Origin of the sequence: Neptuniibacter sp. SY11_33 (assembly GCF_047778025.1) — a bacterium.
Classification (GTDB): domain Bacteria; phylum Pseudomonadota; class Gammaproteobacteria; order Pseudomonadales; family Balneatricaceae; genus Neptuniibacter.
The window spans coordinates 2,551,494-2,569,867 of sequence record NZ_CP180543.1 but is presented as its reverse complement, the minus strand read 5'-3'; the positions used below and the strand labels follow the sequence as shown (position 1 = coordinate 2,569,867).

The 18,374-nt window shown below is 44.1% G+C and carries 13 protein-coding genes; 11 read left to right on the top strand and 2 right to left on the bottom strand.

Features of this window, described 5'->3' with window-relative positions; translation table 11 throughout:
* Positions 1 to 140 precede the first annotated feature (140 nt).
* The 10 genes from ACMXYV_RS12065 (at position 141) to ACMXYV_RS12020 (ending at position 15,152) form a co-directional block, all read left to right on the top strand.
* Positions 141 to 707: a DUF1285 domain-containing protein gene (locus tag ACMXYV_RS12065; protein WP_415888733.1), complete on the top strand. Its 567-nt coding sequence runs from the start codon at positions 141 to 143 to the stop codon at positions 705 to 707.
* Positions 708 to 782: 75 nt separating this feature from the next.
* Entirely contained in the window at positions 783 to 1,931 is a 1,149-nt protein-coding gene (locus ACMXYV_RS12060; RefSeq protein ID WP_415888732.1) for a response regulator, read from the top strand.
* 185 nt (positions 1,932 to 2,116) lie between these two features.
* Positions 2,117 to 3,118, top strand: coding sequence for an ABC transporter substrate-binding protein (locus tag ACMXYV_RS12055; RefSeq protein WP_415888731.1), 1,002 nt, complete (start codon positions 2,117 to 2,119; stop codon positions 3,116 to 3,118).
* 170 nt (positions 3,119 to 3,288) lie between these two features.
* Positions 3,289 to 3,684, top strand: a complete 396-nt coding sequence (locus ACMXYV_RS12050) for a YbaN family protein (protein WP_415888730.1) — start codon at positions 3,289 to 3,291, stop codon at positions 3,682 to 3,684.
* Between the two features lie 6 nt (positions 3,685 to 3,690).
* Positions 3,691 to 5,076, top strand: coding sequence for a diguanylate cyclase (locus tag ACMXYV_RS12045; RefSeq protein WP_415888729.1), 1,386 nt, complete (start codon positions 3,691 to 3,693; stop codon positions 5,074 to 5,076).
* Positions 5,077 to 5,434: 358 nt separating this feature from the next.
* The gene (locus tag ACMXYV_RS12040) at positions 5,435 to 6,682 is read left to right on the top strand and encodes an HDOD domain-containing protein (RefSeq protein WP_415888728.1); all 1,248 of its coding nucleotides are present in this window, start codon (positions 5,435 to 5,437) and stop codon (positions 6,680 to 6,682) included.
* Positions 6,683 to 6,839: 157 nt separating this feature from the next.
* Complete coding sequence (rlmF, locus tag ACMXYV_RS12035) at positions 6,840 to 7,832, top strand: 23S rRNA (adenine(1618)-N(6))-methyltransferase RlmF (RefSeq protein ID WP_415888727.1); 993 nt, start codon at positions 6,840 to 6,842, stop codon at positions 7,830 to 7,832.
* 121 nt (positions 7,833 to 7,953) lie between these two features.
* Positions 7,954 to 8,853: an MBL fold metallo-hydrolase gene (locus tag ACMXYV_RS12030; protein ID WP_415888726.1), complete on the top strand. Its 900-nt coding sequence runs from the start codon at positions 7,954 to 7,956 to the stop codon at positions 8,851 to 8,853.
* Positions 8,854 to 9,110: 257 nt separating this feature from the next.
* Positions 9,111 to 13,895, top strand: coding sequence for a response regulator (locus tag ACMXYV_RS12025; protein ID WP_415888725.1), 4,785 nt, complete (start codon positions 9,111 to 9,113; stop codon positions 13,893 to 13,895).
* A 126-nt stretch (positions 13,896 to 14,021) separates the two neighbouring features.
* Positions 14,022 to 15,152 carry a response regulator gene (locus tag ACMXYV_RS12020; protein ID WP_415888724.1) on the top strand — a complete coding sequence of 377 codons (1,131 nt, stop codon included), beginning with the start codon at positions 14,022 to 14,024 and terminating at the stop codon, positions 15,150 to 15,152.
* A gap of 72 nt (positions 15,153 to 15,224) precedes the next feature.
* Here the strand turns inward: ACMXYV_RS12020 and fghA are convergent, their stop codons facing one another.
* Both fghA and ACMXYV_RS12010 read right to left on the bottom strand, forming a co-directional pair.
* Positions 15,225 to 16,052: an S-formylglutathione hydrolase gene (fghA, locus tag ACMXYV_RS12015; RefSeq protein WP_415888723.1), complete on the bottom strand. Its 828-nt coding sequence runs from the start codon at positions 16,050 to 16,052 to the stop codon at positions 15,225 to 15,227.
* A 57-nt stretch (positions 16,053 to 16,109) separates the two neighbouring features.
* Entirely contained in the window at positions 16,110 to 17,228 is a 1,119-nt protein-coding gene (locus ACMXYV_RS12010; protein WP_415888722.1) for an S-(hydroxymethyl)glutathione dehydrogenase/class III alcohol dehydrogenase, read from the bottom strand.
* A gap of 124 nt (positions 17,229 to 17,352) precedes the next feature.
* On the opposite strand from ACMXYV_RS12010, the gene ACMXYV_RS12005 reads away from it, so the two are divergent.
* Positions 17,353 to 18,222 carry a LysR family transcriptional regulator gene (locus tag ACMXYV_RS12005; protein WP_415888721.1) on the top strand — a complete coding sequence of 290 codons (870 nt, stop codon included), beginning with the start codon at positions 17,353 to 17,355 and terminating at the stop codon, positions 18,220 to 18,222.
* Positions 18,223 to 18,374: the final 152 nt, after the last annotated feature.

Genomic DNA, 18,374 nt, shown 5'->3' with positions numbered 1-18,374 from the left:
TTTTCATTTTCTATCTAAGCTGTAATTGCTGGCTATTCTAACAATTAATATTATTCATGTGTTTAAGTTATAAGATGAAAGTTTTTTGGTTAGAGTTGAGCAAATTTAATAGGCTGTATAAAAAAGTTGGGAGTAGTGAGTTGAGCCAACCAGGTTTTGATCTATCTGAAGCAAGTAAAGCGATTGAAAAATCAGGCGAAGGGATACCGCCACTAGACAAATGGAACCCTGACTTTTGCGGAGATATAGATATGCGCATTGCCCGTGATGGCAAGTGGTTCTACCAAGGCACAATTATAAGTCGCCCCGCAATGGTTAAACTGTTCTCTAGAGTGCTTTGGTTAGAAGAGGGTAAGTATTTTTTAAAAACGCCGGTGGAAAAAGTCGGTATCGAAGTTGAGGATGCCCCTTTTTTGATGACCGAAGTGAGTGTTCAAGCGAGTGAAAATGGACCTGAGTATCAATTTGTAAGTACTACTGGGGATAAAGTAGTTATCGGCAAAGAGCATTCGCTCTGGGTTGAAGAGTGTAGCGAAACCTCGGAACCATCTCCTTACGTTGATGTTCGTTTTGGCATGAAGGGATTAATCCATCGGAATGTGTTTTATCAGCTAGTAGAGATGGCTGAAGAAAAACAATTGGATGGAAACGTGATGCTTGTCATTGAAAGTCAGGGAGAAACTTTCATATTAGGAGATGTAACCTAAATTTAAAAAGAATGCGTATTTTTAAATGTAAGCTTTACTAGGAGCGAGGTTACAAATTAAGGAGTCGGGGGACGTATGAGTTCAGAACATCGGTTTTCTATTCTGTTGGTGATTAAGCAATCATCTGATTTAGAGTCGCTCTGCAATATGGTCAAGCGTCACTTCCCGCGTTTCTATATTGCTAATAATGAAGAAGAAGCGCTGTCGTTGATTGTGGAGCACAAAATTGATGTGCTTTTAATGGGCCTTAATACCATTCAAGAAAACGAGATCTGTTACCTTCACCTTCTGAGCGCCAAGAAAAATATCGAACGAATCCTTTTTAAGAAAATCGTATTCTGTAGTCGTGAAGACCTCAAAGAAGCATTTTCGATCTGTAATAAGGATGTCTTTGACGACTACTTTATTGTCCGCCCTCTGTATGATCCTTATCACCTGTTATTACGCCTAAGATTTATCCGCCGAGCGTTACAAGATCATAAAAGTTTTGGTACGGATGATTTTTCTGTAGAAAATCTCTGTGAATACTTTGATCAGATTATCTCCTGCAATGAGGACATATCTGATCTGAACGCCGAAAGCTATGAAAAACTGATGCACTTAGTGTCCTTCTCGATGGATCGTATGAAGGAAAAAATCATTCAAGAGGGCGGTTTACAAGAAGATCATCAGGCGGATATGCGTAGTTTGATTGATCAGCATAAGGAAGAGCACCTTCGAGAAGTACAACAGCAGCAAACCAGTACTCAACAAGCCTTACAAGCCAAAGTTCAACAGGCTACAAGTCTGACTAAAGAGAAAAAAGAACAGCTTGAAGCCAGTGATACTGTGGTATTCGATGACAGTAATATCTTATTGTTAGAGGATGAAAGTGAACAGCGCGATCAGATTAAAGCCATTTTAGATTCTGGTGGTTATAAGGCCCAAGTTTCTGGATGCGCAACCCATACCATGAAGTTATTGCAAAGCTGGAAGCCAGATATTGTTCTGCTAGATCTTACTTTGCCTGATATGAGTGCTTTGTTTGTGATTGATCAGATTAAGCAGGACCCAGAAATGGCGAAAACACGGATTATGGTTTTGGCAAAACCGGGCGATACCCAGAATGCGCAAGAAGCGATGAAACAAGGGGTACATGAGGTGATTTTAAAACCGATCGATCGCGATATGCTGCTTTATAAGATGGGGCATAACCTGCAAGCCCTGAACGATCAAAACAAGTAATTCTAAAGAGGGGGTCTCGTATCTAGCGAGATCTCCTTTGTTTTGAAAGCGTAATTACCCACCGATTATTTTTTCATGCACCTGAATAAACCTCTTTCAGGCTTTTAACGTCTAACAGCCCACCTAATCTCAAATAATCATCTATATTTTATTAGGTAACCTATTGAATAGCATACAGGATTGATATGCGAAAGATTGTGTCTTTGAGTATTTGGCTGTTGGTAACACTGGGGACAGCAGGAACGGCTGTGGCTGAAACTAAGATCATGCTGATCCACAGTTACCACCAAGAGATGAAGTGGGTAGAAGATCTAACGACAGGAGTAAAACAGGAACTAGGCGAAGACTATCAGTTATATATTCATCATATGGATACTAAGCGTTTACCTAAAGGCATGTTCAAGTACAGTGCCGTGAGGGCTTTTAGTGCTTTTCAAGAACAGAAGCCTGATTTGGTGATTATCTGTGATGACAATGGTTTTGGTTTGCTCGGTCAGCGGATAGCAGAAACCACCCCTGTGGTTTTTTGCGGTATTAACTCGGATATTCGTCGTGATTATCCGTGGGTAATCAATTCAAACAATATTACCGGTGTAGTTGAGCGGCCGATGATAAAGCGTTCAATCGTAGAATTTGCTCGTGCTACAAGTATCAAACTGCATCGGGTGCTCATTTTATTGGGTGATAGCTTAACGGCTGATGCTATTTATCAATATGACTTAGGCGCTAAATCTCATTTTAGAATTGCTAAAAACATTCGGGCGGATGTAGTTAGGGTTTCTAGCGCCGATGCTTGGAAAGAGCAAATTAAACTGAGTAAGAAACAAGGGTACGATCTTATTTTGATCGCAGGCTATGCCGCCATGCATGAAGCAAATGGCGAATACGTCAGTTTTGATGAATTAAGCCGTTGGGTCGCAGCAAACTCACCGGTTATAACGATAACGTCGCATGAACAAGCGATAGGTAAAGGTAGGGTCATGGCCGGTATGGTTGTGAGCGGCATACTGATGGGGCAAGATTCGGCAAATTTGGCAAAGCAATTGCTGGCTTTACCCAAAGGCAGTCATCAGATTCCAATTCATTTTCAGAGTCAGGGAAAGATGATTTTAAGCCGTCATGAGCTAAGAAACTGGGGGCTTAAGATCGATAATATTACTTCAAGATCCCTCATTCTTTTGCCTTAAAGTAAAGCCCCATAAGTGAAGTATGAAAGAGACGCTTCCTTCAAAGTTAATTGTTAATGTAAGGTAACCTGTAATACAAAATTCCTGCTATCTTATAGATACAGGTCCACGACATACGTACTGCTGTATTGATATATTCTTTCTAGGTGGCTTGGTACAGGGAGTATCTGTTGAGAAAAACGATTGTACGTACCCTATATTTGATCGCCGGATTTATCTGTGTGCTTCTCGGTTTGATCGGGGTCATTTTACCTTTATTACCAACAACGCCATTCCTTTTAGTAGCGGCTTTTTGCTTCTCGCGAAGTTCCGAGAGGCTGCATCAGGCTCTGCTGCAAAATAGACTATTTGGCAAGATAATTCAGGATTGGGAAACGGATGGGGTTATCCCTCTGAAAGCTAAATGGTTAGCAACGGTAATGATGCTAGCTATGGTGAGTTACCCATTGATTTTTAAGACCTTTCACTATGGCCTAAAAATGGTTGTTATAGCCACGATCATCTTTGCGCTATGTTATATCTGGTCACGCCCATCTGAACCTTTGTTAAAAGGCAATGAGGGGTGAAATGACGTGATCCGGTTTCTCCTTTTCTTCCTATTTAGTACCCATCTTTTAGCGGCTCAACAGCTGTCATTTACAGAAGAAGAGAAGAAATACCTAGCTTCTAAAGAACTTGTGACGATGTGTATCGACCCGGATTGGTTACCGTTTGAAGCTATCAATGCTCAAGGTAAACATGTAGGACTATCTGCTGATTTCATGGCGGAGTATTCAAAAATGATGGGGATTCCTATCCAGTTGGTGCCGACCAAAAGCTGGAGTGAGTCTTTGCATAAAGCTAAGGCGCGAGAGTGCGATATCTTATCGATGTTGAATGAAAGCCCAGAGCGCAGCGCCTATCTGAATTTTACATCTCCCTATGTCACTGCGGCTGTTGCTTTAGTCAGTCGTACGGATGTGCTGTTTATCGATGGTTTACCTGCTTTGCAGGGTAAAGTTTTGGCAATGCCGAAAAATTATATATATGAAGAGCTGATTCGCCGAGATTACCCATTGATTAAGGTGGTTTATACACAAAACCAGAAGGAAGCGATAAAGCTTGTGTCTACCGGTAAGGCTTATGCGTCCATTGGTACGCAAATTAGTATGCTGCGAGATATTCAGGAAGTCGCTACTTCAAATGTAAAAGTAGCAGGCTTTACTGAATACAAAAGTGTTTTGAGGGTCGGGATTCGAAAAGACGATGCGCTTTTATTAAGCATCTTTTCTAAAGCCGTGGATAGTTTGCCACCGCAAAAGTCGAACCAGATTTTACAGCGCTGGTACAGCGTGACTGTGCAAAATAAAGTCGATCAAACTTTGTTGTGGCAGTTGCTGGTCGTCTTCTTCCTTATCTCTATGATCTTTTTGGTTCGGTTTAGAAGTATCAGACAGTTCAACAAAATCCTCAAAGAGAAGAATAAACAGCTAGAGCGTATCAGTCAGACTGATCATTTAACCGGCCTGTTTAACCGTTTAAAAACCGATGCTGTGATCAAAGCCGAAGTCGCTCGTGCAGAGCGCTACGGCGGTAGCTTCTGCGTCATGCTGTTTGATATTGACCACTTTAAAGCAGTAAATGACAACTGTGGGCACCAGATTGGAGATAAAGTGCTTATAGAAGTCAGTAATCTGGTGAGAAGCAATATCCGAGAATCAGACATCCTTGGCCGCTGGGGCGGCGAAGAGTTTATGTTGGTGACGCCAGAAATGGATATCAGTGGGGCTGAAAAACTCGCTAATAAACTCCGGATACTAGTGCAGGATCATATCTTCCCAAATCAAATTGATATCACTGTTAGCTTTGGTGTTGCAGAGTACAAGATGGGAGACAGCCCTGATGCGCTACTCAATACGGCAGATAAAATGCTCTACCAATCTAAAAACGCGGGCCGAAATCGGGTAACGATAGGCTAGAAAATACTTATCAATCGCCTCGTAAACCTTATGTGAGCTCTCATCTCTATCCCTTGCCATCATCAGAAAATCTAACTTTTTATTGCTTTTTAATGTGAAAGTTTCTCATTAAAAACTAGATAAAATTTTACTAAAAACACTCAAATACCCTGAAAACCCAGTAATTACCTAGGGTTGAGGGGTTTTTAAAACAACGCTCAATATTTTAAGTACAAAGTAGATAAAATTTTAATAAAAACGCGCTTTTAATAAGGTTATTTGCCACTAGGATTAAGGTATCAACAGTTACTGAGGCACACAGAGCGACAGTGATTGGATACAGCAGTAATGATTAATCGAAAATGTGCAGGTAAATATTATGAGCACTATCAATAAAGGCTCTTCACAAAAATATAAGATCGCTATGCTGGACGAACAAGGCAGCTTGGCGGCTTGGAGTCGTGAGATAGAGGGATCTAATTTCAGTTGGGCGTTTGTTCGTTTAGATTCTAAAGAGAGCTTAATTGACCAATTAGAACAAAACACATTTGATGCGGTTATTCTGCCTTGTTCGATGCGTGCGTTAGTTGATATAGAACTGATGGCTAATTTAGCTCGCATTCAGCCTCAGGCTGTTAGAGTGTTTCTAGGAGCTGAGTTCTGGAATGCGGGTTTTAAAGCGAAAGCTGCGGAAATCGCACATCGAATCTATCCTAATAATGTATCTATTCAAGCGGTGGGTGAGGAGCTTGAATACCAGATTAAGCTAGTGAAGCTGCTTAATCGCTCATCTTTGCAGGCTTATGTATCCACTGTGGGTTGCTTGCCGTCACCACCCAGTATGTATCGCCAACTGACTGAAGCGGTTAATTCTGATGTCGCAGATCTGACTGAGATTAGCGAGATCATTGAGCAGGACCCATCAGTTGTTGCACAAATTATGAAACAGGTTAATTCGGCTTTCTTTGGTTTTAGTCGCCAAATATCAGATCTGCGAGAAGCGATCTCATTATTAGGCGTTAGAAACCTGAGAAGCATGGCGTTAAGCAGCCAATTAAATAAGCAGTTCAAACAGGGGAAAGATTGGGATCAGTTCTCGTTTGAACAAATGGGCCAGCGTTCCTTATTAGTTGCACGTTTAGCACAGGCGTTATGCAGACGAGCAGGTGCGAGCAAAGCGGTTCAGGATCAGGCCTTTTTGGCGGGCTTGTTACATGACCTGGGTGTCATGATTATGGCGGCGCATGATCCTGCCCAGTATAAAAAATTGATCAACTATGCCGTTAAAAAACAAAAGCCAATTTATTTAGTAGAGAAAGCTGCCTTTGGTTTCTTTCATGGTGAAGTTGCCGCTGCCTTATTGGCACTTTGGAATTTACCGCCGCAGGTTGTTGAGGCTGTCATGCTACATCATGTGCCTCATCTATCTTCGGCAACAGAGTTTAGTCCGTTAACTGCGGTGCATGTGGCGGACGCTATGCTTCCTTCGGTTGATGTAGCAGGAGAGTGTGATCTAGCGAGTAGCTTGTCGCTGCGTTACCTAGATCAAGTGGGTGTTATGGATGAGGTCCCACAATGGCGCATTGTCGCCAATGAATATCGTGTTCGCATGGTATCCAATTTATAGAGAGGATCTCTTTTCGCTGGAAAGATGCCAGTCCTTACCGGGAACATACGTCGGGGTCTGTTAAAGGTAAGGTCTGGCTTTCTTTTATCTGCGCTGTATAACTAGTAGCTCAATAATCTTGTTACAATCCTGCTTTTCACCTTCTACTGGCATCATTGTGGCTAGAGTAAATAATTCATCTTCAAAAACTCCTTCTCAAAAGAACAAACGAAAATCGGGCCTGCATCCGCGCAATCCGCATGCAGCACCTTATGATATTCCTCGTTTAGTTAAAGTATTTCCTAAGCTAGCTGAATACACCTATGAAACGCCACGAGGCGTAACCTCTATTCGCTTTGCTGAACCTAAAGCAGTAAAGCTACTCAATCAGGCGTTATTAAGTACTGAGTACAATATTCAGTTTTGGGATTTTCCTGAGGGTTATCTCTGCCCTCCAATCCCGGGCCGTGCTGATTATCTGCACTATATTGCGGATCTACTGGCTGAATCTAACGGTGGAAAAGTGCCGGTTGGAGCGCAGGTACAAGGTTTAGATGTAGGTACGGGCGCTAACTGTATTTACCCGCTTATTGGCAGTCAGAGTTACGGTTGGAAGTTTGTCGGTAGTGATATTGATCCTGTCTCTGTTGCTTGCGCGGAACAGATCGTCAAAGCCAATCCGGTTTTGAAAGGGAAGCTTACATGTCGACTACAACCTTCATCGCAGCAGGTATTTCAGCAGATTATCAAACCCTCTGATCGCTTTGCCTTTACGATGTGTAATCCGCCTTTCCATGCTTCACTTCAAGAAGCAACACAGGGCACTAAGCGAAAGATTAGAAACTTAAACCGTGGTAAGCAGCCATCCTCTAGTAAAGAGCAAGTACTTAACTTTGCCGGCCAAGGCGCAGAACTGTGGTGCAAGGGTGGGGAGATCGCTTTTGTTAAGCAGATGATCAAGGAGAGTGCCGAGTTTGCTGAGCAGTCACTTTGGTTTAGCTGTTTGATCTCAAAAAAAGAAAATTTGCCTCAGGTAAATACCGCTTTAAAGAAGGTAAGAGCGAAAAAAGTAAAGACCATTGAGATGCACCAAGGCCAAAAAATCACGCGAGTGGTTGCTTGGAGCTTTTATGATGAAAAGTCTCGAAAAGAATGGTTTAACCAGGCTTAAAAATCGCTTCTATTTCTAAGCAAATTGCCAGTAGCGCTGTCAGTAATGGGCTATAGTTAATCAGCGTAGTAAGCTGAAGTGTAAGCTTAATTTTGATCGAATTATTACAAAGGTAGTTATGATGTTGATCCGCTCTATTCTTGCTGGTGCAGTGCTTAGCTTGTTTGTTGGAACCTCTGCTTTTGCAGAAAACCACCACCAACAATCTCCTAAGTTTAAAGAGCAGCAGTTGACCGAGAACATTTCGATGTTACGAGGGAAGGGCGGGAATATTGGCTTGTTAACGGGTGATCAAGGCTTGTTGATGATCGATGACGATTACCGTTCGATGTCACCAGCCTTGCAGAAGGCTCTGCAAAAGTTTGGTGGTGAAGATAAGCTGACTTACATTATCAACACCCATTGGCATGGTGATCACACAGAGGGTAATCATCACTTTGGTCATCACGCGACAATTGTCGCGCATGATAATGTTCGCGAGCGGTTGCTTACCTCTCAAGAGGTTAAGCTCTTCAATATGAAAACCGAGCCTTACCCAGAACATGCGCTGCCATCTATTACCTATCAACAAGCATTGACGCTTTATATCAATGATGAAGAGGTCGAGTTACTTCACTTGGCCGGTGGCCATACCGATGGCGATTCTGTCGTTTTCTTCAAAAAGGCAAATGCAGTCCATATGGGCGACCTTTATTTCAATGGCTTTTTCCCCTTCGTCGATATTCAGAATGGCGGTAATGTTGCCCGCATGGCTGAGAATGTCGGCAAAGTACTCGAACTCATTGACGACAAAACTATCATCATCCCGGGCCATGGCCCCGTATCAAATAAAGCTGAATTGACGGCATTTAAAATGATGCTAGAAGGCACATTAGCAGAAGTTCAAACGATGCAAGATAAAGGGATGAACTTAGGCCAGATGCAGTTAAAGGGTCTATCCCCTAAATGGCAAAGTTGGACAACCGGTTTTCTTTCAACAAGTGTTTGGATCGGTATCCTTCATAGCAGCCTTGAAAAATAAGCTTATCTATAACGCACATTCTTTTTATCTCTATTTTGTGCTTTCTAACCTTCGCTTAGGTGACGGCACTTTTGACAGTGAACGCCGTCCTATTGCTCTGACCTCTTTAAAATCAACAAGTAATGAAGACCGCTGAGAATCAGCTTAGCGATTTTATTTGAGGCTTTATTCCAGAATAAACTCGAAAAACCTGAATTTATATCTACGCTTTGATTATGTGCTTTACGCTGAGTCTGTGACATAAGAAGAGTGTGCCGATGTATAAATTGTTGTCGTTTCTACGTGGTTTTTCGTTAAAAGCTCGCGTGCGTTGGGCGTTTTTTATTGTTCTAAGTATAAGTATTACGCTCTCAGTTTTTCTTTATTGGCACTACACAGATAAAAATAGACTCCACGGTCAGGTGGAGCATTTAAGTAACAGTCTGCATGCGGTCGATGAGTTTAGATATAACCTTTCTCGGATCGAGTTAATCAGTGCTGAAATGTTGGTGTCCTACCCCATCGATCAGGACCGATACCTCGAAGCTTATACAGCACTTCAAGAAACTAAACAGATCTTCAATCTCTCTATTGCCCCCTCACTCTCTGGTCGTGAAGGCTTATCCGAATTTAATAAGCTACTGTTTCATCACTTTACTCTATACAGCCAACAGCTAAGACACTTTCAGAGCCTCCTAGAAGAAGACCGTATTTCAGATGCCAAGCAGTTCTATGTCAAAGCGCTCGGCGTACAGGAGTATCACAAGCAAGTAGATTCTGTTGCTGCAGAATTCAGAAAGAAGCTCCTTGGTGTTAAAGGAGATCTAATAACTCAGGCTAAAGAGCAGGAAAAACTCTTTAATACTCAAGGTGGCTTGCTCTTAATCTTTGTCGCAATCGGTAGCTTTTTAATGGTTTCAGCTACACTCAAAGCGATGTTTAGGCCGATAGGGTTGGTGAAAAGAACCTTAACTGCCTTAGCGAATAAGAAGACGGCTCAACAAGAGATTTCGAAAGCAGGTCAGCCTCAAGAGATTAAAGAGCTGCTTGAGGCGGCTATAGAGCTGAGAGATGAGCTGCTACAGGTCGAGAATCAGCGCTGGATCAAAACTAATATTTCGGAGATCAGTGCTGAGCTCCAGCAGATAAGAACGACGCACGAATTGGCTAAATCGTTTTTGCAAAAGATTGCACCACTTATTCATCTAGGCCACGGTGTTTTCTATCTATTCAAAGAGCAAGAGAAAGAACTGCAGCTATTAGAAGGATACGCATTTAGAGAGCGTAAATTCCTTAAACAGACCATTGCTGTAGGTGAGGGGCTAATTGGACAGTGTGCTTTAGAGATGGCTCCTATTATTTTAACCGACCCACCAGAGGACTATATCAAGATTAGTTCAGGTGTCGGCGAGGCGAAGCCGAAGAATATCTCTGTCTTTCCTGTGATCCACAATAATAAACTGCTTGCGGTGGTTGAACTCGCTAGCTTTGTGGAGTTTGGCCAAACAGAACAAGCCTTTATCGAAGGTTTACTGCCTATTTTGGCCATGAATTTAGAGATTATTGAAAGGAGTGATAAAACCCAATTATTGCTCAATGAGAGTCGTGATCAAGCTGAAAAAATGGAGCGCCAAGCAACATTGCTTGAAGAACAGACAGCCGAAATGGAAGGGCAGCAGCGTGAGATTAAGTCCGCCGAAAAACGAAGTCGTCTCATTCTCGAAGCAGTTAAAGACGGAATTGTTGGATTAAATACCGAGGGGAAAATCACCTTTGCCAACCCTGCAGCTTATGATTATTTGGGTTTTACCGAGGAGGAGTTTTTAGGCCAAAACTTCCAAACACTCGTCCACTATGCTGATGAAAATGGTGAACCCTACTCTGAAGATTCAAAAAGCATCTGCCATACGGCTGTGGATGGTGTAGCTCGTTCCAGTGAAGATGAGGTGTTGTGGCATAAAAAAGGTCATGCCTTACCGATTGAATACACCTCTACGCCCATTTTTAGCGACGATAAAATTATCGGTGCGGTGGTGGTCTATCGCGACATTACGGAAAGAAAAGAGGCGCAAGATGCTCTTAATGAGGCAGCGGGTGAACAGAAAGCGATCCTGGAAACTGCAACCCGTGCGATTGTGTTGTTGAAAGACCGCGTAGTACAGCAAGCGAATAATAAACTATCTGAGCTCTTTGAACGGCCTATGGAAGACCTAATGGGACACAGTACTTTGCAATGGTACCCCGATGAAGAAACGTTCAATTATATCGGTGAGTATGCCTACGGTGAGCTTGCGAAAGGCAAGGTGCATCAACAGGAAGTCCAGATGGTGAAAGGCGATGGCACACTTTTCTGGTGTCATCTAAGCGGTAAAGTTCGTGATGCAGATGACCTATCTAAAGGTACGGTCTGGATGCTTGAGGACATCACAGATCGAAAAGAAACCGAAGAGAAGGTTAATGCTTATTTCGACAACTCCAGCGATGGCCTGCTGGTGCTAAGTCCAAAAGAGGGCTTTATCCACGCTAACCGCCGCGCTGCGGATATTTTTGGCTTCGAAGATATCAACGAATTAATAAAATGTTCTCCAGAAGTGTTATCCCCAGAATACCAGCCTGATGGTTTACTCTCCTCCCAAGAGATAGAACGGCATATGGAGGTCGCACTTTCGGGCACTGAACCTCATCAATTTGATTGGATTCACAAAAACACCTCAGAAGAGGAGGTGCCTTGTGAGGTCTCATTAGTACCTATCAGCTTGAAGAATAAGCCTGCACTGATTGTCAGCCTCCGCGACATAGCCGAGCGTAAAGCGGCAGAGCAGGAGATGCTAAAAGCGAAAGAGCTTGCAGAGGAAGCGACGCAAGCTAAGAGTGATTTCCTCGCCAATATGAGTCACGAAATCAGAACACCGATGAATGCCATCATCGGCATGTCCCATCTTGCCCTGCAAACTGAGTTGAATACCAAGCAAAGAAATTACATCGAGAAAGTGAATCGCGCAGGGGAGAATCTCTTAGGCATCATCAACGAAATCTTAGACTTCTCTAAAATTGAAGCCGGTAAGATGACGCTAGAATCGACCGAGTTTTATCTTGATGATGTGATGGAAAACATCGCCAGCATTCTAGCGATGAAAGCGGAAGAGAAAGGCTTAGAACTGCTGTTTGATAGCCCAGCCAATATCCCAACCGCCTTGATTGGCGATCCGCTAAAACTCGGCCAAATACTGACTAACCTTGCCAACAATGCTGTGAAGTTTACCGACGAGGGTGAAATCGTTATCAGTATCAATGTTGAAAAGATGGAGTCCAAGCATGTAATGCTCCATTGTGCGGTTAAAGATACCGGCATAGGCATGAGCCTTGAGCAGAAAAGTAAAATGTTTCAGAGCTTCTCTCAAGCCGATACCTCTACCACACGTAAATATGGCGGCACCGGATTAGGCCTAGTGATCTCCAAAAAGCTGGTCGAGTTGATGGAGGGGGAAATCTGGCTGGAAAGCGAAGTCGGCCAAGGAACAACATTCCATTTCACAGCGCGTTTAGGCTTACAAAAAGATCCGATGCAGCGCCGCATGTTCCACGCCGAAGAGTTGGATGGCGTAAGAGTGCTGGTGGTTGATGATAATGCCGCTGCTCGCGATATTATCGCCAATCTGATTAACAGCTTTGGTATGCAGGCAGATACCGCCTGTGATGGCGATGAAGCCGAACAGATCATTGTCGAACACCAATCCCCCGATAATTGTTATGACCTCTTATTGATCGATTGGCAGATGCCGCAAAAAGATGGTGTCACTACGCTTGAAGAATTAAGAAGCAGCGAGAGTATCATCTGCCCACCGGCCATTATGGTGACCGGTTATAGCCGTGAAGATGCTATCGATGAAGCGAACGAACGCGGGGTAGAAATAGAATCTGTTTTGACCAAACCTGTAACAGCCTCGTTCTTGCTCGAAGCGATAGGTACATCGCTGAACAAAGGCACAGTGGTCGAAAATCATCGCTCTGCTGCGAAAGAAAAAGCACGTGTCGATCTGGCCGGTCTATCTGTCTTGTTAGTCGAAGATAACGAGATGAACCAAGAGCTTGCTACCGAGCTTTTAGAGCAGGCGAAGATCAACGTTAAGATTGCCAATAATGGTCAGGAGGCCGTCGATATCTTATCGATGGAGACACACTTCGACATCGTATTGATGGATTGCCAGATGCCGGTGATGGATGGGTTTCAGGCAACCGAGAGAATACGGCAGATGGAGAATGTGCAACACCTGCCTATCATTGCTATGACGGCTAATGCGCTTACTAGCGATAAAGAGAAAGTACTCAATGCGGGGATGAATGATCATATTGGTAAGCCGATCAATATTGATCAGATGTACGCCACCATCGAGCGTTGGGCCTGTGTCGCGAAACGTAATTCTCGTGTGATAGAGCCCACACCTGAGGTTGAGAAAATAGAGCTTCCTGAAATTCCTCATGTGGATAGTGCCAAAGGTCTCTCCAGTATGCGGGGCAACCGTGAACTCTATCTCAAAATGTTAAAAGGCTTTTATGAGCACCACCGCGAATTTGAGGCTCAATTCACAGCGGCGATGGATGATGAAGATCCTACAGCCCCTATGCGCTGTGCCCATACTTTAAAAGGTGCTGCGGCCACAATCGGTGCAATTGAATTAGAAGCCTTAGCGGAAAACTTAGAAGCCTCATGTGCAGAGCCCAATTTTAAAGCCTCTGACATTCAGGAAAGCGTAGACGACGTGTCTGACGAGGTTGCTTTGGTGGTAGCAAATATAGAAGCCTCAGGCTTACTACCTACAACGAAGCCAGCCAAAGATCAGAATTTTAATGCTGAAAAACTAATCGAATCGATTCCCAAATTACGTAAGTACCTATTAGAGAGCGACAGTGAAGCGCTTGAGGTGATTGAAGTCCTTGAAAGTGAATTAGGCGGGCAGGCGTTAGAGCTGCTGGAGCCTGTTGCTAAGGCGATCAACGTGTTTGATTTTGATCTAGCCTTAGAGCGCCTTTCTAAAATGGAAGAGGCGCTCGATAATGTATAGGGAATGAAGTTTTTAGGCCGCAGTTGGTTCCGATTAAGGTTGCATGGCTATACTGATTTTAGAAACCTACTAAAAAGACCTATTTGCATAATCCAACGCTTGTTTAAGCAATAATGGAGAACGTAAATGAGCAAGACGCAGTCTCAGTGGGTAGAAAAACCTACTGTTCTTGTTGTTGATGATACGCCAGACAATCTGGCGCTTATGTCTGCGCTTTTAAAAGAGCACTACCGCGTTAAAGTCAGTAACTCTGGTTCCAAAGCACTGGATATCGCTAACTCGGCAACCCCGCCTGATTTAATCCTACTCGATATCATGATGCCTGAGATGGATGGCTACGACGTTTGTAAACGCCTCAAAGAAACTGCAAACACAGCAGAAATCCCCATCATCTTTTTAACAGCTAAAACCGAAAGTCGCGATGAAACCAAAGGGCTGGCATTAGGTGCGGTGGATTATCTGACAAAGCCAGTTAATCCAGAAATCCTGATGGCTAGGGTGTCTAATCACCTGCAATTGAAAGCACAAAAAGACTTCTTAGCGGATAAAAATGAGTTCTTAGAAAAAGAGGTTCGTCGTCGTACCCAAGAAGTGACAATGGTGCAGGATGTTACCATTCTTATTCTTGCCTCGTTAGCGGAAACACGAGATTCCGATACCGGTAACCATATTCGCCGTACGCAATTTTACATTCGTGCCTTGGCTGAAAAACTCAGATTCTTACCTAAATACAGCGAACTCTTAACCGACGCTTATATCGATGTACTGTTCAAATCAGCGCCTTTGCACGATATCGGCAAGGTTGGTATTCCCGATCATATTCTTTTAAAGCCAGGGCCATTTGAGGACGACGAGTTCGAAATCATGAAAAGCCATACCACCCTAGGTAAGGAAGCGATCGAACAAGCGGAAGCTCAGTTGGGTGTTGAAGTGGATTTCTTGAAGGTCGCAAAAGAGATTGCTTACTCTCATCAAGAGAAGTGGGATGGTTCTGGTTACCCTGAGGCCCTGAAAGGCGAAGAGATCCCGCTTTCTGCAAGGCTAATGGCGATCGCCGATGTCTATGATGCCCTGATCTCAAAACGTGTTTATAAAAATGCGATGTCCCATGAGCAAGCAGTGGCGATCATAGAAGAGGGCAGAGGCAATCATTTTGACCCAGAACTCGTAGATTGCTTTATCGAAATTAAGGACGATCTACTAGCCATAGCACTGCGCTTTGCCGATAGCGATGAAGGCGTATTAAACGTTAATTAATCTTCTTTAGCGCTAAGAGTACGTAAGCGCCACAAAAGCACTAACGTATCTTAGCTAATACAGTTTTAACGTCTAAAAGTGCTTTGCATGAAACCTTAGATGCTCTTCTATAAAGCTGGCGATAAAGTAATAGCTATGGTCGTAGCCATCGTGCAATCGCAGCTCCACAGGGTTATCCCCAGCCGCAGCTAATAGCGCTTGCGGTTTTAACTGCTCATCCAAAAACTGATCCTTCTTACCTTGATCAATCAGTGTCGGCATAAAGTTATTAGCGTGCTTAATCAGCTCACAGCTATCGTATTGTTTCCAAACCTCAGCATCATCACCTAGGTAAGCGCTAAATGCCTTCTGACCCCAAGGGCAGTTGATCGGATTGGTAATCGGGCTATATGCACTCACGGATGAGAAACGCTGTGGATTACGCAGAGCGATCATCAGCGCGCCGTGCCCCCCCATAGAGTGACCAGAAATTGCTCGCTGCTCTGTGACAGGGAAGTTCGCTTCAATCAGGGCAGGTAGCTCAGTCACAATGTAATCGTACATCTGATAGTGCTGTTGCCACGGTGCTTGGGTAGCGTTGACATAAAAGCCAGCACCCATGCCTAAGTCATAGCCGGGATCGTCCGTAACACCTTCGCCGCGGGGGCTGGTATCGGGTGAGACAATGGCTATACCTAACTCAGCAGCAACACGCTGAGCACCGGCTTTCTGGATAAAGTTCTCATCAGTACAGGTAAGGCCGGACAGCCAATACAGCACAGGCACTTTCTCTCCAGCCAGTGTTTGCGGCGGAAGAAAAATAGAGAAGCGCATGCTGCAGTTTAAGCTGGTGGAATCATGCTGATACTGCTTCTGCCAACCACCAAAGCTTTTGAATTGAGCTAAATTTTCAATCTGCATATAAAAGTACTCATCCACCCCAAACCTAGTTCGGGGTGAATATCATTAGATGATCGTTTACTTATCGAAGTGGATAACGCTGCGAATACTTTTGCCTTCATGCATCAAATCGAAAGCTTTGTTGATGTCTTCTAGCCCCATCGTGTGGGTGATAAAGTCAGACAGCTTAAACTCGCCTTGTAAGTAGCGTTCCACGTAATCAGGAAGCTCAGAGCGGCCCTTAACGCCACCAAAGGCAGTACCGCGCCATACGCGTCCAGTCACCAACTGGAATGGACGGGTAGAGATCTCCTGACCTGCACCGGCTACACCAATAATCACCGATTCGCCCCAGCCTTTGTGGCAGCACTCAAGGGCAGAGCGCATCACATCAACATTACCGATACACTCGAACGAGTAATCCACACCGCCATCGGTTAATTCAACGATGACATCCTGAATCGGCTTGTCGTAGTTTTTAGGGTTAATACAATCGGTAGCGCCTAACTGTTTAGCCAGATCAAACTTACTTTCGTTAATATCAATGGCGATGATGCGGCTCGCTTTCGCCATAGTGGCACCAATCACAGCGGATAAACCAATTCCGCCCAAGCCAAAGATCGCAACGGTTGCGCCTTCCTCTACCTTAGCGGTATTCATTACTGCGCCCATGCCAGTCGTTACGCCACAGCCTAATAAGCAAACCTCTTCAAGCGGTGCCGCTTTGTTTACTTTCGCCAGCGAGATCTCAGGTAATACTGTGTATTCAGAGAAAGTAGAACAACCCATATAGTGGTAGATCGGCTGACCATCTTTATAAAAACGGGTGGTACCATCTGGCATTAAGCCTTTGCCCTGCGTTTCTCGAATCTTTTGGCAAAGGTTGGTTTTACCGGATTTGCAAAACTTACACTCGCCGCACTCAGGTGTGTATAGCGGGATTACGTGATCACCGATTTCTACACTGGTAACGCCTTCGCCCACGGCTTCAACAATACCACCGCCTTCGTGACCTAAAATTGCAGGGAAGATGCCTTCTGGGTCTTCACCAGAAAGGGTGAAGGCATCGGTATGGCAAACACCTGTCGCCACAATCTTGATAAGCACTTCACCTTTTTGCGGTGGCATTACGTCGACTTCTTCGATGGATAGTGGCTGGTTAGGCCCCCAAGCGATGGCTGCTTTTGATTTAATCATGGCTCTACTCTTTATTTAGGACAGCGTTTTTATCAATAGGGATTCAATGTGCTAAACATTATAGTTTTTTCATAAATCGCTATAATCTAGCTGAATATGAAAATACTTTTACGAGGTGGTAATAATGTTTGGCTGGGAGGGGGTAACAGAATTTGTTGCTGTAGCAGAGACAGAAAGCTTTACCGCAGCATCGCAGCGCTTGGGTATATCTACTGCGCAAGTGAGCAGGCAGATCAGCGCACTGGAAAAGCGCCTCGCGACAAAACTGTTCTACCGTACAACCCGTAGGGTCTCGGTGACAGAAGAGGGCAAGATCTACTATCAACACTGCCGCCAACTTCTAGACGGACTAGACGAAGCAGAAAGAGCACTAAGCCAGTTACAAAGTCGCCCACAAGGCAAACTAAAACTCACAGCCCCAACCACCTTTGGTGAAACCAAAATCATCCCGCGGCTCAACGATTTTATGCTGCAGTACCCCGAGCTCGAAGTGGAATGCCACCTAACCAACCAGAAAGTAGCGCTGGTGGAAGAGGGCTACGACCTAGCGATCCGCTTAGGCAAACTGGCAGACTCCAGCATGATCGCCAAAAGGCTAGGTGCCAGGCAACAGTTTATCTGCGCCTCAAAAGATTACCTTAACGCCCATGGCCGACCCGACTCAATCTCTGAATTAGAGCAACATAACTGCCTACAAGGTACCTTGGATTACTGGCGTTTATTGGATCAGGGCCAAGAGAGGGAAGTACGGATTAAAGGCAGCTTCCGCTGCAATAGTGGTTTAGCTTTGCTAGATGCGGCTCTAAAAGGTCTAGGAATAGTTCAGTTGCCAGATTACTACGTTAACGAACATATCGAGCAAGGGAGGCTGGTTCCGCTGCTTGAGAGTTACCAACCGGAGCCCGAGGGAATCTGGGCTTTGTACCCGCATAATCGGCACCTGTCGCCTAAGGTTAGGATGTTGGTGGAGTATTTAGTTCAACGTTTAAATTAGAAAGGATAGATGTAAATTTCTGTTTAAATTTATCTGCTTTTAGTAGATTCCGTGGATCACAGTAAGATATTAACTCTCATTAATTATAGTTAATATGGGGCATTTTATAGATAAAAGGTTCTAATTTTCAAAGAGTTAATTGACATTTTTTG

Bases quoted from the DNA above. Each gene is read 5' to 3' on its own strand.
- ACMXYV_RS12060 (WP_415888732.1), top strand. From the start codon at position 783: ATGAGTTCAGAACATCGGTTTTCTATTCTGTTGGTGATTAAGCAATCA.
- ACMXYV_RS12055 (WP_415888731.1), top strand. From the start codon at position 2,117: ATGCGAAAGATTGTGTCTTTGAGTATTTGGCTGTTGGTAACACTGGGG.
- ACMXYV_RS12040 (WP_415888728.1), top strand. From the start codon at position 5,435: ATGAGCACTATCAATAAAGGCTCTTCACAAAAATATAAGATCGCTATG.
- ACMXYV_RS12030 (WP_415888726.1), top strand. From the start codon at position 7,954: ATGTTGATCCGCTCTATTCTTGCTGGTGCAGTGCTTAGCTTGTTTGTT.
- ACMXYV_RS12025 (WP_415888725.1), top strand. From the start codon at position 9,111: ATGTATAAATTGTTGTCGTTTCTACGTGGTTTTTCGTTAAAAGCTCGC.
- ACMXYV_RS12020 (WP_415888724.1), top strand. From the start codon at position 14,022: ATGAGCAAGACGCAGTCTCAGTGGGTAGAAAAACCTACTGTTCTTGTT.
- fghA (WP_415888723.1), bottom strand. From the start codon at position 16,052: ATGCAGATTGAAAATTTAGCTCAATTCAAAAGCTTTGGTGGTTGGCAG.
- ACMXYV_RS12010 (WP_415888722.1), bottom strand. From the start codon at position 17,228: ATGATTAAATCAAAAGCAGCCATCGCTTGGGGGCCTAACCAGCCACTA.
- ACMXYV_RS12005 (WP_415888721.1), top strand. From the start codon at position 17,353: ATGTTTGGCTGGGAGGGGGTAACAGAATTTGTTGCTGTAGCAGAGACA.